This is a genomic window from Streptomyces griseoflavus (genome assembly GCF_014649995.1).
Lineage (GTDB): Bacteria > Actinomycetota > Actinomycetes > Streptomycetales > Streptomycetaceae > Streptomyces > Streptomyces griseoflavus.
Genome location: NZ_BMUC01000002.1, coordinates 548765 through 575610, shown reverse-complemented (window position 1 = coordinate 575610; position 26846 = coordinate 548765). Strand labels below are relative to the sequence as shown.

Here is a 26846-nt window from a genome sequence, read left to right as displayed (position 1 = left end):
CGGCCCGTTTTGTCGTGTGTGCGCATACTGAGGCCCTACGGGGCAGGCTTGGAACGATCACGGACGGTGTCGTACGAGGAGCGAAGGGCACGTGACGGACGCGGAGGACCGCAAGCCGCAGTCGGACGAGGCGAGGAGCGGGTTCCTGCCGCCCTCCGGGGTGGCGGCGCCGGCCGAGCCCGACGCGTCGACGACGTCCGAGTTCGCCGTTCCCGAGGGTCTGGCCGTCTCCAGGCCGTCGGGTACGGAGTCGGAGACGACGTCCGAGTTCGCCGTGCCGGACGGCCTGGACGTCGCGCCGCCGCAGTCGGCCGAGTCGGAGGGGTCGGCGTTCAACCGGCCCAGTACCTACAGCGCGAAGCAGCCGCCGCCGGCGTTCACCCCGCCGAACGGCGTACCGGCCGTCAGTCTCACCCGGGACGTGCCGTGGCAGGACCGGATGCGCACGATGCTGCGCATGCCGGTGACCGAGCGGCCGGCGCCGGAGCCGCTCCAGCGGCACGACGACGCCGGGCCCGCCGTGCCGCGTGTGCTCGACCTGACCCTGCGGATCGGGGAGTTGCTGCTGGCGGGCGGTGAGGGCGCCGAGGACGTGGAGGCGGCGATGTTCGCCGTGTGCCGCTCCTACGGCCTGGACCGCTGCGAGCCCAACGTCACCTTCACCCTGCTGGCGATCTCCTACCAGCCGTCGCTGGTCGACGACCCCGTGACCGCGTCCCGCACCGTGCGGCGGCGCAGCCCCGACTACACCCGGCTGGCGGCCGTATACCAGCTGGTGGACGACCTCAGCGACGACGAGACCCATGTGTCCCTGGAGGAGGCCTACCGGCGGCTGGCGGAGATCCGCCGCAACCGGCACCCGTACTCCGGCTGGGCGCTGACCGCGGCGAGCGGACTGCTCGCCGGCTCCGCCTCGGTGCTGGTCGGCGGTGGCGTCCTGGTGTTCGTGGCCGCCGCGATCGGCGCGATGCTCGGTGACCGGCTGGCCTGGCTGTGCGCGGGGCGCGGACTGCCGGAGTTCTACCAGTTCACGGTGGCCGCCACGCCGCCGGCCGCCATCGGGGTGGCGCTCACCGTGGCGCACGTGGACGTGAAGGCGTCCGCGGTGATCACCGGTGGGCTGTTCGCGCTGCTGCCGGGGCGGGCGCTGGTGGCGGGCGTGCAGGACGGTCTGACCGGCTTCTACATCACCGCGTCGGCACGCCTGCTGGAGGTCCTGTACTTCTTCGTGGGCATCGTGGCCGGGGTGCTGACGGTGCTGTACTTCGGCGTGCAGCTCGGCGCGAAGCTGAACCCGGACGCGGCGCTCGGCGGCGATCCGCGGCCGGTGCTGCAGATCGCCGCGTCGATGGCGCTGTCCCTGGCCTTCGCGGTGCTGCTCCAGCAGGAGCGGTCCACCGTGCTGATGGCGACCCTGAACGGCGGGATCGCCTGGGTGGTGTTCGGGGCGCTGAACGTCACGGGCGGCATCTCCCCCGTGGCGTCGACGGCGGTCGCGGCCGGTGTGGTGGGCCTGTTCGGGCAGTTGCTCGCCCGCTACCGGTTCGCGTCCGCGCTGCCGTACACCACGGCGGCGATCGGGCCGCTGCTGCCGGGTTCCGCCACGTACTTCGGTCTGCTGGGCATCGCCCAGAACGAGGTCACCGACGGGCTGGCGTCCCTCACCAAGGCCGTGGCCCTGGCCATGGCCATCGCGATCGGGGTGAACCTCGGGTCGGAGATCTCCCGCATGTTCCTGCGGATCGGTTCCCCGGAGAAGCGCCGGGCGGCCAAGCGGACGCGGGGATTCTGAGGCGGCACCGTCCGGCGGCGGTCACGGTACGGCTCGGGCGGCTGCCGGCCGGCGGGGCCTGTCGCGCCCGCGCAGGCCTGTCGCGCCCGCGGGGCGGAGCCGCACACCGTCGGCACCGCCCCGCGCCCCGGTGGGCGTTTCAGTAGCCGCCGTTGTAGGGCTGCTGCTGGTTGTAGTGCTGGTCGTTGCCGTACGGCTGCTGCTGGGGGTGGCCGTCCTGCCGGCCGTACGGCTGCTGCTGCGGGGCCTGCTGCTGCGGGTAGCCGCCCTGGTGGCCGTAGTGCTGCTGCTGGGGCTGCTGCGGGGCGGCCGGGGGGATGCGGCGCAGCTGGGTGGTGGCGTCGTCCATGAGCGGGGCCACCGGGGCCTGCGGGTACTGCGGGGCGGCCGGGGCGGCGGCCGGTGCCTCGGCGGCGGCGCGCTTCTTCTTCCCGCGCTCGCGCACGTACTCGATGATGATCGGCACCACGGAGAGGATGACGATCAGGACGATGATCGCCTCGATGTTCGTCTTGATGAACGCGATCTGCCCGAGCCAGTAGCCCGCGACGGTGACACCGCAGCCCCAGGCGACACCGCCGATGATGTTGTACGTGAGGAACGTGCGGTACCGCATGCGGCCCGCACCGGCGGTGATGGGGGCGAAGGTGCGCACGATCGGGACGAAGCGGGCCAGGACGATCGCCTTGGGGCCGTACTTCTCCATGAACTCGTGCGCCTTCTCCAGGTTCTCCTGCTTGAAGAGCTTGGAGTTGGGCCGGTTGAACAGCTTCGGCCCGAGGAACTTGCCGATCATGTACCCGACCTGGTCGCCTATGACGGCGGCCAGCACGATCAGGGTGCACACCAGCCACAGCGGCTGACTGATGTAGTTGCCCTCGGCCACGAAGAGCCCCGCCGTGAACAGCAGGGAGTCACCGGGCAGGAACGCGAAGAGTCCGGACTCCGCGAAGACGATCAGCAGGATGCCGGGAAGGCTGAAGGTCTCGATCAGGTAGTCCGGGCTCAGCCACTCAGGGCCGAGCGCAAGCGTGGTCACGGGGATGTGGCTCCTGCACTGGGGAGGTACGGGCTGGGCTGACTGCCCAAATTATGAACGCAGCCGTCGAAGCCCAGGTTCCGCGGGGGGTACCAGGATGCACCGTGTCCCGCCCGGGAGAAAGCCGTGATCCGCCACTGCGGGTGATCACCGCTGGTCGTGGCCCGGAACCCGGCCGGGCCACGACCGCTCAGGCGGAGTGCCGGGCGGCGTTGGCGACGATCGCGTCGCGCATGTAGGCGGCGAGACCGGGCTTCGCCCGGTCGATGTTCCGCGTGAAACGTTCGTCGCCGACGTACATCTCACCGAGGCAGGCGTGCATCTCGTGGCCGCAGTCGTAGTGGTTGCGGGCGATGCCCAGACGGTGGTCCTCGGCGGTGTCCATCGCCGCCCCGGAGTCCGCCGGTTCACCCGCCTCCATCAGGGCGACGAAGCGCCGGGTGAGCTCGTCGGCCTCGTCCTGGATCCGCTGCCAGTCCTCCTTGGTGTAGGAGGCGGTCCGCTCCCTCGACTGGCGGTAGGCGTCGGTGTCGCCCCACCGCTGCCGGACCTCCTCCGTGTGCTCGTCGGGGTCGAAGTCCCCGAAGACCTCGAACTTCTCCTCCGGGGTGAGGTTGATTCCCATCGTGCGTGCCTCCATCGCGTGTTCCACGGCCGCCGCCATCTTCCGCAGCGTCTCGATCCGGGCGGTCAGCAGGTCGTGCTGGCGGCGCAGGTGCGCGCGCGGGTCCGCGTCCGGGTCGTCGAGCAGTACGGCGACCTCCTCGAGGGGGAAGCCGAGCGCGCGGTAGAACAGGATCTGCTGCAGCCGGTCGAGGTCGGCGTCGCTGTAGCGCCGGTGACCGGCGTGGCTGCGCCCGCTGGGCGCGAGCAGGCCGATGCCGTCGTAGTGGTGCAGGGTGCGCACCGTGACGCCGGCGAAGCCGGCCACCTGTCCCACGGAGTAGCTCACTTCCGCTCCTTTCCGTTCCGCGCTCCAGCCTGGGTCCTGACGTCGCGTGAGGTGCAAGCCGGTTCCCGATTTGTCCGTCTCGTCCGTTTATCGTGTGCGCGTGGCCCAGGACAGCGCACAGCCGGCACCCTCCGCCGCCCCTGCGGCCGCGGCACGCACGCTCCTGCCGACCCTCGTGCCCGCACTGCTCGTGGGCGTGGTGACGAGTCTGACCCTGCTGGGGGTCAGTACCGCCGCCGGGGAGTTGCAGGACGTCCTGTGGGAGACGGTGCCGGACGCCCTCGGCGTCGGCAGGTACTCCGTGCTGTGGATGTTCGCGATGCTCGTCGCCACCGGCGTCGCCGTCGGGCTCGTGGTGTGGAAGGTGCCGGGCCACGCGGGCCCGGATCCGGCGACCACCGGACTCGACGCGCGGGTGCTCCCGCTCACGGTGCTGCCGGGGCTGCTGCTGGTGACGGCGCTGGTCCTGGCCGGCGGGCCCAGCCTGGGTCCGGAGAACCCGATCATCGCCGTGAACGTCTCCCTCGCGGTCTGGGCGGGCCTGCGGGCCTTCCCCCGGACCCGGGAGAGCGGCTGGGTGGCGCTGGCGGAGGCCGGGACGATCGGCGCGCTGTTCGGTACGCCCGTCGCCGCCGCGCTCGTCATCTCGGAGGCGCTGGCCGGGCAGCGGATCAAGGGGCAGCTGTGGGACACCCTGTTCGCGCCGCTGGCGGCCGCCGGAGCGGGCGCGCTCACCACCGCGCTGGTGTCCGAGCCGAGCTTCGATCTCCACCTGCCGCCGCTCGGCCGGCCCGACTGGGGCGACCTGCTGGCGTCACTGGTGGTGGCCTCGGTGGGCGCGGCGCTCGGCATGTGCGCGGTGTACGCCTTCCCCCATGTCCACCGGGCCTTCGCCCGGCTGCGGCACCCGATGCTGATGCTCCCGGCCGGCGGGGTGGTGCTGGGCGCCCTGGCCGCCTGGGGCGGGCAGGTGACCCTCTTCAAAGGGCTGGAGGAGATCGGGGAGCTGGCGCGCGACCCCGACGGCTGGACGGCGGGTGAGTTCGCCACGATGACGGTGGTGAAGCTGGCCGCGATGCTGGTCGCCACCTGCTGCGGCTTCCGGGGCGGCCGGATCTTCCCCTCGGTGTTCGTCGGTACGGCGCTCGGGCTGTGCGCGCACGCGCTGATGCCCGCCGTACAGCCGGCGGTGGGTGTGTCGGCGGCCGTGCTGGGGATCCTGCTGGCCGTCACCCGGCAGGGCTGGGTGAGCCTGTTCGTCGCCGCCGTCCTGGTCGACTCCCCCTCGATCCTCGCCCTGCTGTGCATCGCCTCCCTGCCCGCCTGGCTGCTGGTCACGGGCCGCCCGCGCCTGCAGCTGCGGGAGGACGGGACGGCGATCCGATGACCCGCGAACCCCGACCCGCCCCGGCCCCCCGGGCCACCGACCCTCACGGAGGCACCCCATGCCGCTGCACAAAGGCACACAGCACGAAGAGCGCCCCCTGTCCGTCAATCCCTTCGTGGGACCGGCCAACCCGGTCGGGGACATGCTCGCGGCGCCGCCCAAGCACCGCCTGCCCGACGGTCCCATGGCGCCCTCGACGGCGTACCAGCTCGTCCACGACGAGCTGATGCTCGACGGCAACGCCCGGCTGAACCTGGCCACCTTCGTCACCACCTGGATGGAACCCCAGGCCGGGGTCCTGATGGCGGAGTGCCGGGACAAGAACATGATCGACAAGGACGAGTACCCGCGCACGGCCGAGCTGGAGCGGCGCTGCGTGGCGATGCTCGCCGACCTGTGGAACGCGCCGGACCCGTCGTCGGCCGTGGGCTGTTCGACGACCGGTTCGAGCGAGGCGTGCATGCTCGCCGGGATGGCGATGAAGCGGCGCTGGATGCACCGCAACGCCGACCGCTACCCGTCGGCGGACGCCCGGCCGAACCTCGTCATGGGGGTCAACGTCCAGGTCTGCTGGGACAAGTTCTGCACCTTCTGGGAGGTGGAGCCCCGTCAGGTGCCCATGGACGGCGACCGGTTCCACCTCGACCCGGCCGCCGCCGCCGAACTGTGCGACGAGAACACCATCGGCGTCGTCGGCATCATGGGATCCACCTTCGACGGGTCCTACGAGCCGATCGCGGATGTGTGCGCCGCGCTGGACCGGCTCCAGGAGCGCACCGGCCTGGACGTCCCGGTGCACGTCGACGGGGCGTCCGGCGCGATGGTGGCGCCCTTCCTCGACGAGGACCTGGTGTGGGACTTCCGGCTCCCGCGGGTGGCCTCGGTCAACACCTCCGGGCACAAGTACGGGCTGGTGTACCCGGGTGTCGGCTGGGTGCTGTGGCGGGACGCGCGGACGCTGCCGGAGGAACTGGTCTTCCGGGTGAACTACCTGGGCGGCGACATGCCGACCTTCGCGCTGAACTTCTCCCGCCCGGGCGCGCAGGTCGTGGCGCAGTACTACACGTTCCTGCGGCTGGGCCGGGACGGCTACCGCGCGGTGCAGCAGGCCGCCCGGGACGTGGCGACGGGACTGTCCGCGCGGATCGGGGCGCTGGACGACTTCCGCCTGCTCACCCGGGGCGACGAACTGCCCGTCTTCGCGTTCACGACCGCGCCCGACGTGACGGCGTACGACGTGTTCGACGTGTCCCGGCGGATGCGGGAGAGCGGCTGGCTGGTGCCCGCGTACACCTTCCCGGCGAACCGCCAGGACCTGTCGGTGCTGCGCGTGGTGTGCCGCAACGGCTTCTCCGAGGACCTCGCGGACGTGTTCGCCGAGGACCTGGCCCGGGCGCTGCCCGACCTGCGCCGGCAGCCGCGCCCCCTCACCGAGGACAGGAACGCGGCCACCGGGTTCCACCACTAGGGACCGGGTTCCACCACTAGGGGGTGTCCGACACATGCCCGCGGCGTCGCGGGCATGTGTCGGACACCCCTGGGCCCTACCGGCTGAGCCGCGCGAACCGCCGTACCGCCAGCGGGAGGAACACCGCGAGCAGGGCCAGCGGCCACAGCACGGCCGCCCCCACGTGCCCCGGTTCCCCGCCGGGGCCGCCGAACAGGTCGCGCACGGCCGTGGCGGTGTGGGACATGGGGTTCCACTGGACGACCGTGCCGAGCCAGTCCGGCATGGAGCCGGGGTCGGCGAAGGCGTTGGACAGGAAGCCGACCGGCCAGACCAGGATCTGCACGGCCTGGACCAGCTCCGGCTTCCCGGCCACCAGCGCCAGGTGGATGCCGATCCACAGCATCGCGAACCGGAAGAGCAGCAGCAGCCCCACGGCGCCGAGGAGACCGGCCGCGCCGCCGTGGGGGCGCCAGCCGAGCGCGGCGGCGACGGCGAGGAGCACGGCCAGGCCGAGGGCCGACTGGAGCATGTCGGCCGCGGAACGGCCGACCAGGACGGCGCCGTTGGCCATCGGCATGGAGCGGAAGCGGTCGATGACGCCCTTGTTGAGGTCCTGGGTGACCGCGAGCATCGTGCCCTCCAGGCCGAAGGCCATGGTGAGCGCGAGCATGCCGGGGACCAGGAAGCCGAGGTAGTCGCCGCTCACGCCCCGGCCGCCGCCGACCAGGTAGCCGAACATCAGCAGCAGCATCACCGGGAAGACCAGGCCCACCAGCACGGCGACCGGCTGCCGTTTCCAGCGGGCGAGTTCCCGGCGGGTCATGGTCCAGGAGTCGGTCAGGGCGTACGTCGCGGCGGTCACGCGGCCTCCTTCACCCGGTCGTCGTGCCCGGTCAGGCGCAGGAACACCTCGTCGAGGGTGGGCCTGCGCAGGGAGATGTCCTCGGCCTCGACGCCCGCCTCCTCCAGCGCGCGCACCACCCCGGCCAGGGCCGCCATGCGGTCGGTGACCGGGGCGCTGAGCAGCCGCCGGTCGGTGTCCACGCTCACCGTGTCCTTCGGTACGGGCAGCAGGGCGACGGCTGCGCCCAGCTGTCCGGCGTCGCGCAGGACGATGTCGATGCGGTCGCCGCCGGTGGCCGCCTTGAGCTCGTCCGCCGTGCCGTCGGCGACGACCCGTCCCGCGTCCACCAGACTGATGCGGTCGGCGAGCTGGTCGGCCTCCTCCAGGTACTGGGTGGTGAGCAGGACCGTCGTGCCGCCGCCGACCAGGGAGCGGACCGACTCCCACACCTCCGCGCGGCCGCGCGGATCGAGGCCGGTGGTGGGTTCGTCGAGGAAGAGCACCTCCGGTTCGGTGATCAGGGAGGCGGCGAGGTCGAGGCGGCGCCGCATGCCGCCGCTGTACTGCTTCACCGCCTTGTGTCCGGTGTCGGCGAGTTCGAAGCGCTCCAGCAGTTCACCGGCCCGCGCGCGGGCGCGCCGCGCGCCCAGGTGGTACAGGCGGCCGAACAGTTCCAGGTTCTGCCGGCCGCCGAGTTCCTCGTCGAGCGCCGCGTGCTGGCCGAGCAGGCCGATGCGCAGCCGTACGGCGTAGGCCTCGCGCACCACGTCGCATCCCGCCACCTCGACCCGGCCCGCGTCGGGCCGGAGCAGGGTGGCGAGGATCCTCACCAGGGTGGTTTTGCCCGCGCCGTTCGGCCCGAGCACCGCGTGCACCGTGCCGCGCGCGACCGTGAGGTCGAGCCCGTCCAGTGCGGGTCTGTTGGTGCCGCCGCCTCCGCCGTAGGTCTTGCGTACGTCCTCGACGGTGATCGCCGCGTCGGTCAAGGGACCTCCCTCGCTAGTCAAACTTGACTACCAGCTCGGACGGTAGTACCCGCGAAGCCATCTCGTCAAACTTGATTACCGGGTGTCCCCGGGATGCCGCTCCCCCGTGGCGTACGGATTCTCCTCGCCCTCGCCCAGGACGCCCACGAACGGCTCGCCCTCACCGGCGAAGGTGTAGGCACCGTCCCGGATGCGCGCGATGAGGCGGCGGGTCCAGTCGGCGCCGGTGTCCGCGGAGTGGACCCAGAAGTCCATGATCTCCCCGATGTGGCCGAGCTGCGCCGGCCCCTCCTCGGGCACGTAGTACTCGGTGACCGCCCTGCGCCACTCCCCGATGGACCGCAGCCGCTGCTCCAGCAGGGCCAGCGCCTCCTCGCGCGGCAGGTCGACCATGAGGCCGAGCCCGGCCGAGAGGACGTCCGGCTTCTGGTCGTAGGAGGTCAGGGACTCCCGCAGCATCCGGAAGTACTCCCGCGTCCCCTGCTCGGTGATCTCGTACTCCGTGCGCGGCGGGCCGCCGGCCGTGGACGGGGCGATCTCGTGCGCGTGCAGCAGGCCCTGCTTCGCCATCTGCTTCAGCGCGTGGTAGATCGAACCGGGCTTGGCGTTGGACCACTCGTGCGCGCCCCAGTACTCCAGGTCGTTGCGCACCTGGTAGCCGTGGGCCCGGCCGTGCTGGCGCACCGCGCCGAGCACCAGGAGACGGATCACTGACATGCGGTCCAGAGTAGGCCGCACCGCTTCCCGCCCGGGGAGCTGCCCCGCTCCCTCACCCACGGGCCGCCCGCCGCGCGGCGTTCCGTGCTCCCGGTACCCGGCGTCCTTCGCCGTCGGCGCTCAGAAGGGGAAGCCGCTGCGGCCGTGCTGGACCGAGATCCACTTCGTCGTGGTGAACGCGTCCAGCATCGTGTCGCCGTTCAGACGGCCGATGCCGGAGTGCTTCTCGCCGCCGAAGGGGACGATCGGCTCGTCGTGCACGGTGCCGTCGTTCACGTGGAACATGCCGGTGTCGATCCGCTTGGCGAAGTGCACGCCCCGCTCGATGTTCCCCGTGTGCACGGCTCCGCTCAGCCCGTACGGGCTGTCGTTGACGATGCGCACGGCCTCCTCCTCGCCGTCGAACGGCACGAGGAAGGCGACGGGCCCGAAGACCTCCTGCCGCAGCAGGGCGGAGTCCGCGGGCAGCCCGGTCAGCACGGTCGGCTCGACCAGGTTGTCGGTGCGCCCGCCCCGCACCAGGGCGGTGGCGCCCTCGGCGAGCGCCTGCTCGACGACGGCCGAGAGGGCGTCCGCCTGCCGGGAGTTGATCACCGGGCCGATGACGGTCTCCGGGTCACGCGGGTCGCCGGCCTTCAGGGACCTGACCTTGGCGGCGAACTTCTCCGTGAACTCCTCGGCCACCGCGCGGTCGACCAGCACCCGGTTGGCGGCCATGCAAACCTGGCCCTGGTGGACGAACCGGCTGAACACGGCCGCGTCCACCGCGTAGTCGAGGTCGGCGTCGTCGAGGACCACCAGGGCGCTGTTGCCGCCGAGTTCGAGGACGGCGCGCTTGAAGAGGGAGGCGCAGACGGTCGCCACGTGACGGCCGACCTGGTCGGAGCCGGTGAAGGAGATGACCTTCGGGATCGGGTGCTCCAGGAACGCGTCGCCGATCTCCGCGATGTCGGTGATCAGCACGTTCAGCAGGCCGCCGGGCAGGCCCGCGTCCTCGAAGATCTTCGCGACCAGCGCGCCGCCGACGATCGGGGTGTTCTGGTGCGGCTTGAGCACCACGCCGTTGCCGAGCGCGAGCGCGGGCGCGACCGACTTCAGCGACAGCAGGAACGGGAAGTTGAAGGGGCTGATCACACCCACGACACCCACGGGCACGCGGTAGACGCGGTTCTCCTTGCCGTCCACCGGCGAGGGGATGATGCGGCCCTCGGGGGCGAGCGCGAGGTGGACCGCCTCGCGCAGGAACTCCTTGGCGAGGTGCAGCTCGAAGGCGGCCTTCAGCCGCGTGCCGCCGAGCTCGGCGACGATCGCCTCGGCGATCTCCTCCTCGCGCTCCTCCACCAGCCCGAGCGCCTTCTCGAACACCGCGCGGCGGGCGTACGGGTTGGTCGCCGCCCACTGCTTCTGCGCGCGGGCCGCCGCACGGTAGGCCTGATCGACCTCGTCGACCGTGGCTATGGTGATCGACGCGAGCTTCTCGTCGTCGTAGGGGTTGAAGTCGATGATGTCCCAGGAACCGGAGCCCGGGCGCCACTCGCCGTCGATGTACTGCTGAGCCAGGTCGGTGAAGTACGGCGACATGTGATCCCTCGATCCCTCGCTGCGTCAGCAGAGCACTGATCAGCTCTCCACGGTGTGATCACGCGTCATCGTACTTGTGTTTCAACGGAGTTGGGCGTTCTCCCGCGTTCTCCCGGGTTCTCCCTCAGGAGAGCTGCAGCAGTCCCCGCAGCAGGTCCCGGCTCTCCGAGGGGCCCGGACTGTCGTGCTGGAGCTCCTTCAGCGCCTTCTCGTACTGGCCCACGTCCTCGGCCTTGTCGAGGTACAGCGCGCTGGTCAGCTGCTCCATGTACACGACGTCCGACAGATCGGACTCGGGGAAGCTGAGGATGGTGAACGAGCCCGACTCGCCGGAGTGGCCGCCGAGGCTGAACGGGACGACCTGCAGCCGCACGTTGGGCCGCTCGGAGATCTCGATGAGGTGCTGGAGCTGGCCGCGCATCACCCCGCGGTCACCGTAGGGCCGGCGCAGGGCGGCCTCGTCGAGGACGACGTGGAACTCCGGGGCGTTCTCCGCCACCAGGTACTTCTGCCGCTCCAGGCGCAGCGCCACCCGCCGCTCCACGTCGGCGTCGCTCGCGCTCTTCATGCCCCGCCGCACCACCGCGCGGGCGTACTCCTCGGTCTGCAGCAGACCGTGCACGAACTGCACCTCGTAGGCGCGCAGCAGCGAGGCGGCGCCCTCCAGGCCCACGTAGGTGGGGAACCAGCTGGGCAGCACGTCCGAGTAGCTGTGCCACCAGCCGGCGACATTGGCCTCCTTGGCGAGGGAGATCAGCGAGGTGCGCTCCTGCTCGTCCGTGATGCCGTACAGCGTCAGCAGGTCCTCGACGTCCCTGGTCTTGAAGCTCACCCGGCCCAGCTCCATCCGGCTGATCTTCGATTCGGAGGCGCGGATCGAGTAGCCCGCCGCCTCGCGCGTGATCCCCCGCGCCTCACGCAGTCGCCTGAGTTGTGATCCGAGCAGCATGCGCCGCACCACCGATCCCGGCTCTCCCGCGCTCACGTTCGCCAGCCTCCCCAACGTCTTCAAGGCCCGCAGTCTGCCACTAAAACACTTCGAGCAGTACTCGTCCGGTTACGGAAACGGAATCGAGCCGAGCGATCCGATCGGGAAGCATCACGGATCGGGCAGGCAAGAGCAACGGGACAGCAAGAGAACAGCCAGGAGAGGACAGGAAGATGACGGAAAAATTGGCCAACAAACCAGTACGGGCGTGACCAATTCGGTCAGCTGCACGTGCATCTGCCCTTGCATCTGCTGTGCGCATCCGAAACCATGGTCCCCGCACCACCGCCGCTCGCTACGACCGCGAATTCCCGGGAGTGCCTCGCATGGGGACGAATGGATCGACCATGCTCGAGCCGTTACGGCAGGGCCTTCCGCCACTGAACCTCTCGGCCGCCTCCGACGCCGCCTCCTGCGCCCTCCCCGCCCGGTACGAAGCGGTCGGCGACGCACGGCACTTCACCCGCAAGACGCTCGACCAGTGGGACCTGGGCGACCGTTTCGACGATGTCTGCCTGGTCGTCTCCGAACTGGTCACCAACGCCCTGCGGCACGCCCTGCCGCCCGGCGCCCCGCGGCAGCTGCCGCAGGAACCGCCGGTCCGGCTGCATCTGATGCGGTGGACCGCGCGGCTGGTGTGCGCGGTGCGCGACCCGAGCGACGACAGCCCCGTCGCCCGTGACTCCGACGACTTCTCCGCCGAGTCCGGCCGCGGGCTGTTCCTGGTCGACTCCTTCAGCGACAGCTGGGGCTGGCACCCGATGGCGGGCGCGCTCAGCGGCAAGGTGGTGTGGGCGCTGTTCCGGCTCCCCCGGCCCGCCGGGGACACCTGTCCCGGCGCCTGACGAAGCGCCGCGCACACGGGCGCCGCGGTTCTACGCGCGTCGCCGCACCTCGGGCACCCCGGGCCCCCGCGGTCACGTCCGGGGGCGTCAGCCGGCGACCAGGTGGTCGAACTCGCCGTCCTTCACGCCCAGCAGCATCGCCTCGATCTCCGCGCGGGTGTAGACGAGCGCGGGACCGTCGGGGAAACGGGAGTTGCGCACGGCCACCTCGCCGCCGGGCAGCCGCGCAAACTCCACGCACGATCCCTGCGAGTTGCTGTGCCGGCTCTTCTGCCAGGCCACGCCGTCCAGCCCGGTGGCCGCCATGCCGTTGTGCACGCCGGGCGCGCCGGCACCGTCGTACACGTCACCGTCGAACACGTCGTGGTCCACAGGTCGCTCCCCGCTGGTGCACTGGCTGGTGTGGCCATTGATGCAGTGGTCAACTGACCGGGATCATAGCTTTGTTCAAATGCAGATGCATGGGCAGATGCACGTGCACGCGGGGTGTTCCTGTGATTACAGCGTCGCCAGTCGTGCCGTGTCCGCTTTGACGGACGCTTTACCGAATCCCCGCGGTAGGAGAGACGCACCCCAGGGCTTTTGTGTTCCCTCGTGTGCCGTTCTGGTGAGACGGGCCGACCGGGGTGCGAGGTGTGTCACGGGGGGCTGGCCGGGGGCGGACGGTTCCTGTTAGCTGACTCGGGTCGTCCGGCCGACGGGGCCGGCAACAGGCAGGGGGCTCGCAGTGACTTCGGAGGCTCTGGACGCTTCGGTGGATCCCGTGACCCAGGCACCCGCACCGCACGCGCCCGTACCTCGCGGGTCGTCCCGGGGGCGTGTGCGGGCCGCCGCCGTGGCCGTGGGACTGGCCGGCGTGCTCACCCTCACGGCGTGCGGCGGGGACGGCTCCGACGGCGCGGACGGCACGCCGAGCCCCACCCCGTCCGCCACGGCGTCCGCGGACTCCGGCGGCGGCACGGGGGACCCCGGGGCGAGCGGGGCCCCGGCGGGCGGGCTGGACGGCAGCTGGCTCACCACCGCCGGCGGGGCCGCCGTGGTCCTCATGGTCAACGGCGAGGAGGCGGCGCTCTTCGCGACGGGCGGCACCCTGTGCACCGGCTCCGCCCGCGAGGACGGCGGGAGCCGGTCGATCAGCCTGAAGTGCGACGACGGCACCGAGGACCGGGCGAGCGGCACGGTCGACTCGGTCGACGGGACCTCCCTGAAGGTCACGTGGGAAGGCGCTCTCGGCACCGAGACGTACACCAAGGCCGAGGGCGGCGACTTCCCGACAGGGCTGCCGACGGCCGGGCCGGCCTCCTGAGGGGCACCGACCGGGAAGGCACCGACTCGTCGGGCTGAAGGGCGCCGCCTCGGGGGACGCCTCTCCTTCCGGGCCGGAGGGCGGCGACTCGTGGGGACGCCGGCCCTTACGGCGAGAACGGCGCGGGGCGGGCGGCCGGGCCGGGCCGGGTTCAGGGCAGGCGCGGGCGCGCCCCGACCTGGGCGCCGTCCGCCGCGCGGGCGCCCTCCTCCCAGCCCGCCGCGTCGCTCACCCCGCGCATCCGCGTGGTGGTCGTCTCCGGGAACAGGCGGTCCGTGCGGTCGGCGACCGCCACCGCGCGGGAGGCGAGGACCGGGAGCAGGTCGTCGCTCACCTCGGTCTCGGCGGCGGCCGCGAGACGCGTCCCCACGCGGTGGGCGTAGGCCGCCATGAAGGACTGCCGGAAGGTCTTGGTCCGCTTCCGCCCGCCGGCGCGCTGCGCGGCCTCCGCCCTGGTCATCGCCGTGGTGGCCTGCACGAGCAGTGAGGTGTGGAGGAGCTCGACCGCCTCCAGGTCGGAGGCGAAGCCGACCACGGTGGAGAAGCCGAACGGTTCGTTCCACACCGCCCGGCAGTGGTTCGCGCCCGCGACCGCGTCCAGCAGCACCGCCTTGGCCTGCTCGTACGGCGGCTCCACCCCGATCCGGCAGGCGTCCGGGATCTCGCCCGAGGGCTCCCGGGCGGCGAGCAGCGCCTCGTCGACACTGTGCCGCGCCATCAGCTCCTGCGCCTTCGCGCTGAGCGCCTCCGCCTCCTCCGGGAACCCGGTCGCCTCCGCCTTGGCCAGCAGCGCCCGGATGCGGCCGAGCATGCGGGACTCCGGCCGCCGGTCGCGCGGGCGGGGGGCGGCCGTCTCGTCGAGGGGTTCCAGGGCGGGCAGGCGGAGCAGCAGGCGGTACAGCTCCAGCACGGCGGTGGCGTGCGAGAAGCGGTCGCCGCGCGGGGCGGCGTCCGGGGCCTCTTCGTGGAGCCGGTCGAGCTGTGCCCTCCAGCGCGGCCCCCGGGGCCGGTCGTCGCGCGGGGCCTGCGCGCGGATCAGCGCCGAGACGAGGCGTACGTGCACGTCGTCCAGTTCGCGCCGGGCGATCCGGACGACGTCGGCGGGCTGCCAGCCGCGCCGCCAGACGGTGCTCAGGAACTCCTCGCCCCGCCGGGCCAGTTCGGCGTCGGCCGCCGGGTCGGCGGCGAGCAGGGACGCGCCGGTGTCGAGGGCGGTGTCGCCGGTCTCGTAGAGGGCGGCCCGGAAGGCCCGGTCGACGGTGCTGGACGTACTCACGGATCCGATCGTGCCATGCCCCGGACGTTCACCCGAAGGTGTCAACCATGGGTTGACGATCCAGGGGTGTCAACTTACGGTTGACACATGACGACGAACCCCGCCATCAAGTCATCCGTGCGCCTCGACGACCTCATCGCGGCGATCAAGAAGGTCCACGAGGAACCCCTGGAGCAGCTCCAGGACGCGGTGCTCGCCGGTGAGCACCTCGGGGACGTGGCCGACCACCTGATCGGCCACTTCGTGGACCAGGCCCGGCGTTCGGGCGCCTCCTGGACGGACATCGGCAGGAGCATGGGCGTCACCCGGCAGGCGGCCCAGAAACGCTTCGTGCCGAAGGAGGGCAACGACCTCGACCCGAGCCAGGGCTTCAACCGCTACACCCCCCGCGCCCGCAACACGGTCATGGCCGCGCACAACGAGGCCCAGGCCGCGCACAACGCCGAGGGACTTCCCGAGCACCTCGTCCTCGGTCTGCTGGCCGAGCCCCAAGGGCTCGCGGTGAAGGCCATCACCGAACAGGGCGTCACCGTGGACACGGTCCGCGAGGCCGCCCGTGCCGCGCTCCCGCCCGCCGTCGAGGGCGCCCCCGAGCTGGTGCCGTACGGTCCGGCCGCCAAGAAGGTCCTGGAACTGACCTTCCGCGAAGCCCTCCGCCTCGGCCACAACTACATCGGCACCGAGCACATCCTGCTCGCCCTGCTGGAGCACGAGAACGGCAAGGGCCTCCTCGACGGCCTCGGCATCACCAAGACGGCCACCGAGCGGTACGTCGCCGAGATGCTGGCCCAGTACGTCGAGACCCGGACGGAGACCGACGACGACACGCAGGAGGGCTGACCGCGCCGGCGGCCTGAGGGCCGGTCCTGGGCGCGGCGGACCGCACAGGTCCCGCCCTGGGCGCGGCGGCCCGCGCAGGTCCCGCCCTGGGCGCGGCGGCCCGCGCAGGTCCCGCCCTGGGCGCGGCGGCCCGAGCAGGGTCCTGTCGGGGGTGCGCTGTCAGACCCCCCTGCCACACTCGCGGTATGACCGACCGGTGGGCCCTCGCCCCGGCCGAGGAGGGCGGTGCCGACGTCGCCCCCCTCGGTCCGGACGGTCTGCCCTGCGCCCCCGTGCGGCGCGAGACGGACCTCGCCGAGGCCGTACGGAGCCGTCCCGGTGTCACCCGGTGGGTGTGGCGGTCCACCGCCGAGGTCTACCCGCGCCTGCTCGCCGCGGGGGTGCGCGTCGAGCGGGCGTACGACATCGAGGCCGCGGAGACGCTCCTGCTCGGTCACGAGGGCCGGTACGGCGAACCCCGTTCGGCGGCGGCCGCGCTGGCCCGGCTGCACGGCGGCCCCGTACCGCCCGACCCGCCGCAGCGGCACGCCGAACCGGGCGCACAGTCGTCGCTGTTCGAGCCGCGGGGCATCCCGCTGCCGCTGACGGACCTCCTCGCGGTCTACGCCGGGCAGCAGCGGCGCACCGGGGCGACCGCGCACCCGGACCGGATGCGGCTGCTGACCGCCGCGGAGTCGGCGGGCATGCTGGTGGCCGCCGAGATGAACCGCGCCGGGCTGCCCTGGCGGGCGGACGTGCACCGCGCGGTGCTGCACGACCTGCTCGGCGAGCGGTACGCGGGCGGCGGGGAGCCCCGCCGTCTCGCCGAGCTCGCCGACGAGGTGTCCGCCGCCTTCGGCCGCCGGGTGCGGCCCGATCTGCCCGCCGATGTGGTCAAGGCCTTCGCGCAGGCCGGCGTCAAGGTCTCCTCGACCCGCCGCTGGGAGCTCGAGTCCGTCGACCACCCGGCCGTCGAACCGCTGATCGCCTACAAGAAGCTGTACCGGATCTGGGTCGCCCACGGCTGGTCCTGGCTCCAGGACTGGGTGCGCGACGGCCGCTTCCGGCCCGAGTTCCTCGCCGGCGGCACGGTCACCGGCCGCTGGGTGACCAACGGCGGGGGCGCCCTGCAGATCCCCAAGGTGATCCGCCGCGCCGCCGTCGCCGACCCCGGCTGGCGGCTCGTCGTCGCCGACGCCGACCAGATGGAACCGCGGGTGCTGGCGGCGATCTCCCGCGACCCCGGGCTGATGGAGGTGGCCGGCCGCGAGAGCGACCTCTACCAGTCGGTGTCCGACCGCGCCTTCTCCGGCGACCGCGCCCAGGCCAAGCTCGCCGTCCTCGGCGCGGTCTACGGCCAGACCTCCGGCGACGGCCTGAAGAACCTCGCCGCGCTCAGGCGCCGCTTCCCCCGGGCGGTGGCCTACGTCGACGAGGCCGCCCGTGCGGGCGAGGAGGGCCGGCTCGTACGGACCTGGCTGGGCCGCACCTGCCCGCCGGCCGCCCGTCCGGCCGACGACGCGGTGGAGGAGGCGGGCATCCCGCCCGCCCAGGAGGAACAGGGCTCCGAGACCCGCCCGTGGGTCCCGGGCCACGCCTCGGCCGACGCCCGCGCCCGGGGCCGTTTCGCCCGCAACTTCGTGGTCCAGGGCAGCGCCGCCGACTGGGCGCTGCTGCTGCTCGCGGCGTTGCGGAGGGCACTGAGCGGCATGGCGGCCGAACTGGTCTTCTTCCAGCACGACGAGGTGATCGTGCACTGCCCCGAGGAGGAGGCGGCGACAGTGGCGGAAGCGATCCGGCGGGCGGCCGACCTGGCCGGCCGGCTGACGTTCGGGCCGACCCCGGTGCGGTTCCCGTTCACGACGGCGGTGGTGGAGTGCTACGCCGACGCCAAATGATCAGCTGACCGGCCGGGCCCCGGCCACCAGTCGGCGCAGCTCCTCCACCACGGCCCGCTCGTCGGTGCCGTCCAGCGCGGCGAGCGCCGACCGCCACTGCTCCCTCGCCTCGCCCACCCGCCCCCGCTCGCGCAGCAGCAGACCGTACTGGTGGCGGGCCAGAGCGCCGGTGTAGCGGTCGGCGCGGGCGTCCGCGCGGCGCAGCAGTTCGGCGCACTCGGCGTCGGCCCGCCCGGAGCGCCCCAGCTGCCGCAGGGCGCGCACCAGGCCGAGCCGGGTCTGCGACTCGCCGTGCCAGTCGCCGTGCCCGCCGAGGATGCGCAGACTCTCCTCGAAGTGCGGTAGGGCCGAGGCCGGTTCGCCCAGCCGGAGGTGGGCGTAGCCGATGTTGCAGTGCGCGGTGTGCCGCACGATGACCGCCGCGATCCCGTCCCCGATCGCGAGCGAACGCCGGTGCTGCTCGATCGCCGCGCGCGGATCGGTGTGCTCGTACAGGTTGCCCAGGTGGCTGAGGGTGACGGCCTCGCCGTAGGGGTCGTCCAGCTGCCGTGAGTAGGCGAGGCTCTGCCGCAGTGCCCGCTCCGACTCGGCGTACCGGCCGAGCCCTTCGAGCAGCAGCCCCCGGTTGTTGAGCGACCGCCGGATCCAGGAGACGGCACCGAGCCGCCGCCAGATCTCCAGCGCCCGGTCGGTGAGGGCGAGGGCCTCGCCGGTGCGGCCGGTCAGGAAGTGCAGGCCCGCCAGGTCGCCCAGCGCGCACGCCTCGGCGGCCTCGTCCCCGAGCCGCCGCGCCACCCGCAGGGCAGCCCGCCCGAGCACCTCCAGCTCGGGAACCCGGCCGCCGCGCAGGAGGTAGGGGTGGAGCAGGCGGAGGAGGACGGCGATGTGGACGTCGTGTCCGCCCCCGTCACCACCGTCACCGGTGTCCTCGCCGGCGTACCGCTCGACGAGGGTGACGATGTTCTCCAGCTCCCGGTCGCACCGGGCGAAGGCCGCCCGCGCGTCGGCGAACGGGGGCACGGACGCGACGTGGGCGGCGTGATCGAGCGGCTGGGACGGGGTCGGGCGGCGGCGGTCGTCCTGGTCGAGACCGGGTTCGACGATCGCGGTGAGGGCGCGTTCGGCGACGGCGGCGTACCAGCGCAGGGCGGTCCCGGCGGGGTGCTCGCGCGGGCCGCCTTCCGTATCGGCCGCCGCCCGGGCCCGTTCGCGGGCGAAGTCACGGACCAGGTCGTGGGGGGCGTAGCGGCCGTACGCCGTCTCCTCCACGAGGGCCACGTCGACGAGCCGGTCCAGTGCCGCCTCCGCCCGGCGTTCGCCGGTGCCGGTGAGCCGGGCCAGCAGCGGTGCGCCGTAGGCGGGCAGGTCCAGCGCGCCGATGCGGCACAGGGCGAGGGCCGCGTCCCGGTCCGTCTCGCGTTCGGAGACCGTGAGGGCGTCGTGCGCGACGGCCAGCGAGCGGCGGACGCTGAGGTCGTCGTACTCCAGGTGGGGCAACCGGCTGTCGGTGGCGGACAGTTGACCGGCGAGGGCGTCGGGCGTGAGGGCCCGTCGCGCGGCGAGCCGGGCGGCGACGACCCGCAGGGCCAGCGGAAGCCGGCCGGTGAGCGCGACGAGCGGATGCCCGGCGCCGAGACCGTCCCGGCCGGAGACCGCCCGCAGCAGGGTGGCGCTGTCCTCGTCGGACAGCGGGTCGAGCGGGACACGGACGGCCCCGTCGAGCGTGGTGAGCGGCGAACGGCTGGTGACGATCACCGCGCAGCCGGGCCCGGCCGGCAGCAGCGGCCGCACCTGCGCGGCGTCCGCGGCGCCGTCCAGCACCAGGAGGGTCCGGGTGGGCGCGAGCAGGGAGCGCAGCAGGGCGGCTGCCGCGTCCGGGTGTTCGGGGACGGCACAGGGTTCGGTGCCCAGGTCACGCAGGAGGGTGCTGAGGGCCTGGGCGGGGGTGAGGGGGGTCATGCCGGCGGTGGCGCCGTGCAGGTTGACGTAGAGCTGGCCGTCGCTGAAACGTTCCGCCAGCGTGTGTGCGACCTGGAGTGCGAGGGCGCTCTTGCCGACCCCCGCGGTACCGCTGACGACGACGGCCGGGGGCCCCGCGGCGGGCCCGGGCGCACGGGTGAGCACCCGGATCAACTCGTCGCGCACCGCGTCGCGCCCGGTGAAGTGACCGGGCGCGGGCGGAAGTTGCGCGGGCCGGGGCGGCACACCGACTCCACCGGAACCGCCCGCGGACGGACCGCGCTCCTGCCGCCGCTCCCCTCCCCCCGTCAACACCTCCACATGGGCCTCGCGCACCCCCGGCCCCGGCTCGACGCCGAGCTCGTCCGCCAGACGGGCCCGCAGATCCCGGTGGACCACCAGCGCCTCCGCCTGACGGCCGGTGCGGTGCAGGGCCAGCATCAACTGGCGGTGGTACGACTCCCGCAGCGGGTGTTCGGCGGCCAGTGCCGCCAGTTCGGGCACGAGATCGGCCAGGCGTCCGCCGTCCAGGGCCAGTTCGGCGTCGTACCGCCACTCCAGGAGCAGCAGCCGTGCCTCGCGCAGCCGCCTCACCAGGGCGTAGCCGCCCACTTCCGGGGGCAGCCCGGCCAGCGGGTTCCCCCGCCACAGCGCGAGCGCGGCGGCGCACTCGCGCGCCACCCGCTCCCAGTCCCCCGCCGTGTGCGCGGCACGGGCGGCGGCGGTGTGCGCGTCGAACACCTGCACGTCCACCTCGCCCTCGCCGACCCGCAGCAGATACCCGGTAGGCACGGTGAGCAGCCTGCCCGGGTCGTCGAGCAGCCGGCGCAGCCGGGCGACGTGGTTGTGCAGCGAGGGCAGCGCGGAGACGGGCGGCGCACCGCCCCACATCGCGTCCTTCAGCGCCTCGACGGACACGACCCGTCCCGCGTCGAGCAGCAACGCCACCAGCAGGGCGCGGAGTTTGGGACTTCCGACGACCTGGACGGACCCGGGGGCGTCGGGCGCCCCGCCGTCGTACAGAACCGGCGTCCCCAGCAGTCCGAACCGCAGTCCGCGCCGTGTCACGCCGCACCACTGCCCTGGGTGACCGAACGGAGAACCATCGGCCTCATGTTAGCGATCCGTTGGCAAAGTCTGATGTGATCACTACATCGGATCCGGCCCGGGGGTGCGCGCGTAGAACGCGCAGCTCGGGGGAGCGTCGCCGCCGCGGCCCGGTCCGCACACGAGGGTCCCCGGTCGGCAGAGGTGAGCGACCGGGCCCTCGTCGTTTCCCGCCGTCGGGTGAACCCCTCGGATCAGATGACGGGCGGCCGTCCGAGCCGGGTGAGCCGCCACACCGTTCCCCAGCGCATGGCCCGCCGCTCCCCGGCCGGTTCCCGCAACCCTTCCACGAACCCGCCGAACCAGGCGCGCAGCCCCCGCACCGACCGGCTCCGCAGCAGGGTGAGCAGGACCCACACTCCGAGATGCACGGGAATCAGCGCGAGCGGCAGCCGCCGCCGGACCAGCCAGACCCGGTTGCGGGCATTCACCCGGAAGTAGATGGCGTGCCGGGCCGGCGAGGTCTTGGGGTGCTGGAGCAGCAGGTCCGGCGCGTACAGGATCCGCCAGCCCGCGTCGACGGCCCGCCAGGCGAGGTCGGTCTCCTCGTGCGCGAAGAAGAACGCGCCGGGCCAGTCACCGATCTCGTCCAGCATCGTCATCCGCAGCGCGTGCCCGCCCCCGAGGAACCCGGTGACGTACCCGCCCTTCATCGGGTCGGCCTTCCCCAGCCGGGGCACGTGACGCCGCTGCGTCTCCCCCAGCTCGTCGGCGATCCGGAAGCCCACGATGCCGAGCCGCTCGTCCGCCGCGTACAACTCCCCCACCCGGCGCAGCACATCGGCGTCGACCAGCAGACCGTCGTCGTCCAGTTCGACGACGACGTCCACGTCCCCGAACTCCCGCAGCCGCTCGATCCCCACGTTCCGCCCGCCCGGGCAGCCGAGGTTCTCCGCCAGCTCGACGGTGGTGACCTCGCCGGGCAGGGACAGCCGCTGGGCGAACTCGGGCAGCGGACAGCCGTTCCCCACGATCACGATCCGCGTGGGCGCGACGTCCTGCTTCGCCACGGACTCCAGCAGCGCGTCCACCTCGGCCGGCCTGTTCCCCATGGTCACGACGGCGACGGCGATCCTCGGCGTCTCCATGTCCCTCACCCCACTCCAGCCGGCTGCTCCGCTGACGGGCGATGCTAACCGTTCACCCCCAGGCCGCACGCACGCCACCCACCCCCACGACCCCCACCACCCACCCGTACATACGAAACCCAGGGCAATCCACCCACCCCGCGCCCCCCGGCGACTCCGTGGGACGCCCCCTTGGCCGACATCCCGGCTCTGACCACCGGCACCACTCGTACGGGCCACGCCCACCGGTGTGATCGGATCAACCCGCGTGCAGACCCTCGAGTACAGCGTGGGAGGCAGGACGATGAAGGTTCCGACGGGCGGCATGTTCACGCGCATCACGGGGTGCGGCGCGTGAGCCAGTGTCACCACATCACGAAGTGAGTAGTTCATGACCGATGACCGGAAGGACCCGAACCCGCAGTCGGCCACACGGCGGCGCCACGCGGGAATCGCCGCGTTCCTCGTGGGCCTCGTCCTCTCGCTCGCCTTCTTCGCCTTCTTCCCCGGACTGCCCCATGTCATCGACTGGGGGGCGATCCTGGTGTCCCTGGCCGTGGGTGGACTCGCTCGCTGGGGCTGCCAGTCCTGGATCACGAGAACGGCGCATCAGCATACGAACCGGTGATCGCGGCGGCCGGCGGCCCGTCCGCTGAACGAAAAAGGTCCAGCTCAGGGGCACAGAGCTGGACCTTATTCAGAGAGCCGCCTTCGGGATTCGAACCCGAGACCTACGCATTACGAGTGCGTTGCTCTGGCCATCTGAGCTAAGGCGGCGTGCTGGGTGCACCCATGGTGCGATCAGCGACGTCGGTAAGTCTACACAGTTTCGAGGGGTGGTTCGTACCGGCCCCGGAGGCGGGCCGGAGGGCTGCCTCCGGGGTGGGTGCGCCGGTCAGGAGCAGCGTTTGCCGTCGGTGGGCGGGGTGCCGTGGAGGAGGTAGGTGTTGATCGCGGAGTCGATGCAGGTGCTGCCGCGGCCGTAGGCGGTGTGGCCGTCGCCGTCGTAGGTGAGGAGGCGGGCCGTGGCGAGCTGGCCGGCCAGGCCCTGGGCCCAGGGGTAGGGGGTGGCCGGGTCGCGGGTGGTGCCGACGACGACGAGGGGGGCGGCGCCCTTCGCCTCGATGCGCTGGGCCTCGCCGGTGGCCTTCACCGGCCAGTACGCGCAGTTCAGGGAGGCCCAGGCGAGGCCCTCACCGAACACCGGGGACACCTTCTCGAAGTCGGGCAGCGCCTTGCGCACCTCGTCCGGGGAGTCGAACGCGGGCGGGAGGTCCAGGCAGTTCACGGCCGCGTTGGCGAACATCAGGTTGGTGTACGCGCCGTCGGCGTCCCGTTCGTAGTAGCTGTCCGAGAGGAAGAGGAGGCCGGCGCCGTCCTTCTCCTTCATCGCGGCCGTGAGTGCCTCGCGCAGCTGCTGCCAGGCGCCCTCGTCGTACATGGCGGCGATCACGCCGATGGTGGCGAGCGACTCGGTGAGGGTGCGGCCGTCGGCGTCCCCGGTGGGCAGGGGGCGGGCGTCGAGCTTGTCGAAGAAGGCCTTCAGGTTCTTGCCGGCCCGTTCGGGGCTGGTGCCGGCGCGGCCGAGGGGGCAGTCGCTCCGCCGGACGCAGTCCTCGGCGAAGGCGGTGAACGCCGTGCCGAAGCCCTCCGTCTGTTCGAGGTTGATCCGCCGCGCGGACAGGGACGGGTCCATCGCGCCGTCCAGGACGAGTCGGCCCGTGCGGTGCGGGAAGAGTCCCGCGTAGGTGGCGCCGAGGAACGTGCCGTACGAGGCACCGACGTAGTTCAGCTTCTTGTCGCCCAGCGCGGCCCGCACGAGGTCCATGTCCCGGGCCGCTTCGACGGTCGACACGTGGCGCAGCAGCTCGGGCGCGTCCGCCCCGCACCCCTCGGCGAACGTCCGGTACGCGGCGACCAGCGCGTCGGTCTCCTTCGTGTCGTCGGGGGTGATGTCCGTCCGCGTGTAGGCGTCCATCCGCGGGCCGTCCAGGCACTCGACGGGTTCGCTGCGGGCGACGCCGCGCGGGTCGACGGCCACCATGTCGTAGCGGGCGCGCACGTCCGCCGGGTAGCCGATCCCGGCGTACGCCTGGACGTAGGCGGTGGCCGAGCCGCCGGGACCGCCGGGGTTGACCAGCAGGGAGCCCAGTCGCTTGCCCGGACCGGTGGCTTTCTTGCGGGTGACGGCGAGACGGATGTCGCCCTTGGACGGTTCGGCGTAGTCGAGCGGGGCCTTCAGCGTGGCGCACTGGAACCCGGGGGTGCCGCAGTCGCGCCAGGCCGGTTTCTGCTCGTAGTACCGCGTGAGCGCCGCGGGTGTGGAGCCGGGCAGGGGGGTGAGGGCTGCTGCCGCCTCCTTCGCCACGGAGTTCGCCGTGTTCGCCGTGTCCGTGGTGGTCCCGGACGAACAGCCCGGGATCAGCAGCGCGACGGCGGCGAGCAGGGTGGCTCCGGCACGGGTCCTGCGGTGGGTACGCCTTGTGTCCATGCACCGAGCGTAACCGTGTGCGACCGGTCGAGTGCTCTATGTGTACGTCGTGCCTCGTACGAGTTGCGCGGTCACGCGTGGGCCGGGGCGGTGGTTCGTCAGCCCGCTCTGAGGGCCATGGTCATCGCCTCCACGGCGAGCAGTGGGGCCACATTGCGGTCCAGTGCCTCGCCGCAGGCCGTGATCGCCTCGATGCGGCGGAGCGTGGACTCCGGGGAGCTGCCGCGGGCCAGGCGCTGGAGCGCGTCCTCGGCGTCCGTGTTGGCGAGGGCGACGCGGGAGCCGAGCTGGAGGGCGAGTACGTCGCGGTAGAAGCTGGTCAGGTCGGTCAGCGCCACGTCGAGGCTGTCGCGCTGGGTGCGCGTCCTGCGGCGCTTCTGCATGTCCTCCAGGTCCTTGACCACGCCCGCCGTGCCCCGGGGCAGGCGCCCGCCCTGGGCCGCGCCGAGCGCCGCCTTCAGCTCCTCGGTCTCCTTGCCGTCCATCTCCTCGGCGAGCTGCTTGGCGTCCTCGGCGGCGGCGTCGACGAGTTCCTGGGCGGCCTTCAGCGCACCGCCGATCTCGTCGACCCGCAGGGGGAGCTTCAGCACGGAGGCCCGGCGGGCTCGGGCGGCGGGGTCGGTGGCCAGGCGGCGGGCCCGGTCGACGTGGCCCTGGGTGGCGCGGGCGACGGCGGCGGCGGTGTCCGGCTCGATGCCCTCGCGCCGTACGAGCATGTCGGCGACGGCGTCCACCGAGGGCGTGCTCAGATTGAGGTGGCGGCAGCGGGAGCGGATCGTCGGCAGGACGTCCTCGATGGAGGGCGCGCACAGCAGCCAGACCGTGCGGGGGGCGGGCTCCTCGACGGCCTTGAGGACGGCGTTGGCCGACTTCTCGTTCAGCCGCTCGGCGTCCTCGACGAGGATCACCTGCCAGCGGCCGTTCGCCGGGGCGGTGAAGGACTTGCGGACGGTGTCGCGCATGGCCTCGACGAGGATCTGGGAGCCGACGGCGGCGATCGAGCTGACGTCGGCGTGCGTACCGACCAGCGCGGTGTGGCAGCCGTCGCAGAATCCGCAGCCGGGGGCTCCGCCGAGGGCCCGGTCGGGGCTGACGCACTGGAGCGCGGCGGCGAAGGCCCGCGCCACCTGGTTGCGTCCCGCGCCGGGCGGTCCGGTGAACAGCCAGGCGTGCGTCATCTTCGACGCCTCGGGCGGGGGCGTGCCGTCCGCCACGGCGGTGACGAGCGCGTCGGCGTCCCGGGCGGCGGCGGCGAGCTGCCCGCTCACCCGCTCCTGCCCGACGAGGTCGTCCCACACGGTCATGGGTCAGCCCGCCCTTCCGTCGCGTCCGTCACTTCTGTCCTGCGGGTCCCATTGTGCGGGCGGGCACTGACAACGGCCGTGCCCGCCCACCACCGCGGGGCCGGTCAGCGCCGGCGTCCCCGGCGGCCGTCGTCGTCGCCCTCGTCCTCGTGCGGGCCCAGCAGTTCGTCGGCCAGGGTCGGGAGGTCGTCCAGCGGGGTCTCCTCGGCCCAGTCGGAGCGCTTGCGGCGCCGGCGCGGCGCGTGCTCGGCGTCGACCTGCGGCAGCTCGCGCGTGCGGTCGACCGGGCCCCCGGGACTGCCGGAGCCGCTCGCCGGCTCCTCGTCCTTGAAGTAGCCGGGCGGCACCCGGTCCTCGGCGCGGCCCCGCTCGTCGCCGCGCACCGGCGGCAGCACCGCGGTCTCGTCCGTGGCGCCCGGGGGCACGGCGGGCAGCACGGCCGTCTCGTCGGTCGCGCCCGGCGGGACCTGCGGCTTCGGCAGCTCGGTCGTCACCTCGGCCTCGGAGACCCCGGAGCCGGACCGTCCGGGCCGCTGCCCGGAGTCCTCGTCCGGCACCCGCGGCAGCACCGCCGTCTCGTCCACCGGTCCGCCCGACGCGTTCGTCGGCGCCACCACCGGCGTCGGCACGGTCATGGCGTCGTCGGCCTGCGGCCGGGAGGCCCCGGGCGCGGACGGCCGTGCGGCACCGGGGCCGCCGGTCGTCTTCGGTCCGGCCTCGGCCGCGGCCGCCGCCTGTTCGGCCAGCCGCCGGGCCTGCTCCGCGCGCAGCAGGGCCTCCTCGGCCTTGCGCTGCTTCTCCAGCCGCAGTGCCTCGGCCTCGGCGCGCAGCCGCTCCTCTTCCTCGGCCTGCTTGCGGCGGCGTTCTTCTTCCGCCCTGCGGCGTGCCTCCTCCTCGGCGCGTGCCTTCTCCTCGGCGAGCAGCCGCTGCCGCTCCTCCTCGGCACGCCGGCGCGCCTCCTCGGCACGCAGCCGGGCCTCCTCCGCCTGCCGTTCGGCCTCGCGCCGCTGCGCCTCCTCGAGTTCGCGCTGCTTGCGC

At 73.0% G+C, this 26846-nt stretch carries 21 protein-coding genes, 1 tRNA gene and 1 pseudogene; 8 read left to right on the top strand and 15 right to left on the bottom strand.

Going from position 1 to position 26846, the window contains the following annotated elements; genetic code table 11:
- The first annotated feature begins 91 nt into the window (after positions 1-91).
- Positions 92-1792 (top strand): threonine/serine exporter family protein, encoded by a 1701-nt coding sequence (locus IE172_RS08430; RefSeq protein WP_190096448.1) that lies wholly within the window; start codon positions 92-94, stop codon positions 1790-1792.
- A gap of 139 nt (positions 1793-1931) precedes the next feature.
- On the opposite strand, the gene IE172_RS08425 is transcribed toward IE172_RS08430, so the two are convergent.
- Positions 1932-2831 (bottom strand): DedA family protein, encoded by a 900-nt coding sequence (locus IE172_RS08425; RefSeq protein ID WP_190096447.1) that lies wholly within the window; start codon positions 2829-2831, stop codon positions 1932-1934.
- 190 nt (positions 2832-3021) lie between these two features.
- On the bottom strand, positions 3022-3783 hold the full coding sequence (locus tag IE172_RS08420; RefSeq protein WP_190096446.1) for a MerR family transcriptional regulator: 762 nt from the start codon (positions 3781-3783) through the stop codon (positions 3022-3024).
- 100 nt (positions 3784-3883) lie between these two features.
- Here IE172_RS08420 and IE172_RS08415 point away from each other — a divergent pair, with 100 nt between their 5' ends.
- Positions 3884-5170, top strand: a complete 1287-nt coding sequence (locus tag IE172_RS08415) for an ion channel protein (RefSeq protein ID WP_190096445.1) — start codon at positions 3884-3886, stop codon at positions 5168-5170.
- Between the two features lie 58 nt (positions 5171-5228).
- Positions 5229-6638: a glutamate decarboxylase gene (gad, locus tag IE172_RS08410; RefSeq protein ID WP_190096444.1), complete on the top strand. Its 1410-nt coding sequence runs from the start codon at positions 5229-5231 to the stop codon at positions 6636-6638.
- A 76-nt stretch (positions 6639-6714) separates the two neighbouring features.
- On the opposite strand, the gene IE172_RS08405 is transcribed toward gad, so the two are convergent.
- From IE172_RS08405 to IE172_RS08385, 5 genes are all read right to left on the bottom strand, one after another.
- Positions 6715-7443 carry an ABC transporter permease gene (locus IE172_RS08405; RefSeq protein WP_190096519.1) on the bottom strand — a complete coding sequence of 243 codons (729 nt, stop codon included), beginning with the start codon at positions 7441-7443 and terminating at the stop codon, positions 6715-6717.
- A gap of 35 nt (positions 7444-7478) precedes the next feature.
- Positions 7479-8450 carry an ATP-binding cassette domain-containing protein gene (locus IE172_RS08400; protein WP_190096443.1) on the bottom strand — a complete coding sequence of 324 codons (972 nt, stop codon included), beginning with the start codon at positions 8448-8450 and terminating at the stop codon, positions 7479-7481.
- Between the two features lie 75 nt (positions 8451-8525).
- The gene (locus IE172_RS08395) at positions 8526-9167 is read right to left on the bottom strand and encodes a PadR family transcriptional regulator (RefSeq protein ID WP_190096442.1); all 642 of its coding nucleotides are present in this window, start codon (positions 9165-9167) and stop codon (positions 8526-8528) included.
- Positions 9168-9287: 120 nt separating this feature from the next.
- Positions 9288-10748 (bottom strand): aldehyde dehydrogenase family protein, encoded by a 1461-nt coding sequence (locus IE172_RS08390; RefSeq protein WP_190096441.1) that lies wholly within the window; start codon positions 10746-10748, stop codon positions 9288-9290.
- 124 nt (positions 10749-10872) lie between these two features.
- On the bottom strand, positions 10873-11709 hold the full coding sequence (locus IE172_RS08385) for a Sco1979 family transcriptional regulator (RefSeq protein WP_494402818.1): 837 nt from the start codon (positions 11707-11709) through the stop codon (positions 10873-10875).
- A gap of 374 nt (positions 11710-12083) precedes the next feature.
- On the opposite strand from IE172_RS08385, the gene IE172_RS08380 reads away from it, so the two are divergent.
- Positions 12084-12581, top strand: a complete 498-nt coding sequence (locus IE172_RS08380) for an ATP-binding protein (protein WP_190096440.1) — start codon at positions 12084-12086, stop codon at positions 12579-12581.
- Between the two features lie 87 nt (positions 12582-12668).
- Here IE172_RS08380 and IE172_RS08375 read toward each other — a convergent pair whose 3' ends face one another.
- A complete protein-coding gene (locus IE172_RS08375) occupies positions 12669-12953 on the bottom strand; it encodes a DUF397 domain-containing protein (RefSeq protein ID WP_190096439.1) in 285 nt (94 codons plus the stop codon).
- Between the two features lie 391 nt (positions 12954-13344).
- Between IE172_RS08375 and IE172_RS08370 the strand changes: the two genes are divergently transcribed.
- Positions 13345-13887, top strand: a complete 543-nt coding sequence (locus IE172_RS08370; RefSeq protein ID WP_438817009.1) for a hypothetical protein — start codon at positions 13345-13347, stop codon at positions 13885-13887.
- A gap of 151 nt (positions 13888-14038) precedes the next feature.
- On the opposite strand, the gene IE172_RS08365 is transcribed toward IE172_RS08370, so the two are convergent.
- The gene (locus IE172_RS08365; RefSeq protein WP_190096438.1) at positions 14039-15163 is read right to left on the bottom strand and encodes a DUF2786 domain-containing protein; all 1125 of its coding nucleotides are present in this window, start codon (positions 15161-15163) and stop codon (positions 14039-14041) included.
- Positions 15164-15250: 87 nt separating this feature from the next.
- On the opposite strand from IE172_RS08365, the gene IE172_RS08360 reads away from it, so the two are divergent.
- On the top strand, positions 15251-16003 hold the full coding sequence (locus IE172_RS08360; RefSeq protein WP_190096437.1) for a Clp protease N-terminal domain-containing protein: 753 nt from the start codon (positions 15251-15253) through the stop codon (positions 16001-16003).
- 185 nt (positions 16004-16188) lie between these two features.
- Positions 16189-17880, top strand: coding sequence for a bifunctional 3'-5' exonuclease/DNA polymerase (locus IE172_RS08355; protein WP_190096436.1), 1692 nt, complete (start codon positions 16189-16191; stop codon positions 17878-17880).
- Here the strand turns inward: IE172_RS08355 and IE172_RS08350 are convergent, their stop codons facing one another.
- Entirely contained in the window at positions 17881-20907 is a 3027-nt protein-coding gene (locus tag IE172_RS08350; RefSeq protein ID WP_190096435.1) for an AfsR/SARP family transcriptional regulator, read from the bottom strand. It abuts the gene before it with no gap.
- 233 nt (positions 20908-21140) lie between these two features.
- Entirely contained in the window at positions 21141-22034 is an 894-nt protein-coding gene (locus tag IE172_RS08345; protein ID WP_190096434.1) for a glycosyltransferase family 2 protein, read from the bottom strand.
- 370 nt (positions 22035-22404) lie between these two features.
- Here IE172_RS08345 and IE172_RS08340 point away from each other — a divergent pair, with 370 nt between their 5' ends.
- On the top strand, positions 22405-22641 hold the full coding sequence (locus IE172_RS08340) for a hypothetical protein (protein WP_190096433.1): 237 nt from the start codon (positions 22405-22407) through the stop codon (positions 22639-22641).
- 75 nt (positions 22642-22716) lie between these two features.
- On the opposite strand, the gene IE172_RS08335 is transcribed toward IE172_RS08340, so the two are convergent.
- The 4 genes and pseudogenes from IE172_RS08335 to IE172_RS08320 all read right to left on the bottom strand — a co-directional run.
- A tRNA-Thr gene (locus tag IE172_RS08335) sits at positions 22717-22790 on the bottom strand.
- Between the two features lie 118 nt (positions 22791-22908).
- Positions 22909-24504, bottom strand: a complete 1596-nt coding sequence (locus IE172_RS08330) for an alpha/beta hydrolase (RefSeq protein WP_190096432.1) — start codon at positions 24502-24504, stop codon at positions 22909-22911.
- Positions 24505-24602: 98 nt separating this feature from the next.
- Entirely contained in the window at positions 24603-25808 is a 1206-nt protein-coding gene (locus IE172_RS08325; protein ID WP_190096431.1) for a DNA polymerase III subunit delta', read from the bottom strand.
- A gap of 104 nt (positions 25809-25912) precedes the next feature.
- Positions 25913-26846, bottom strand: a pseudogene (locus IE172_RS08320) (dTMP kinase); the annotation flags it as partial.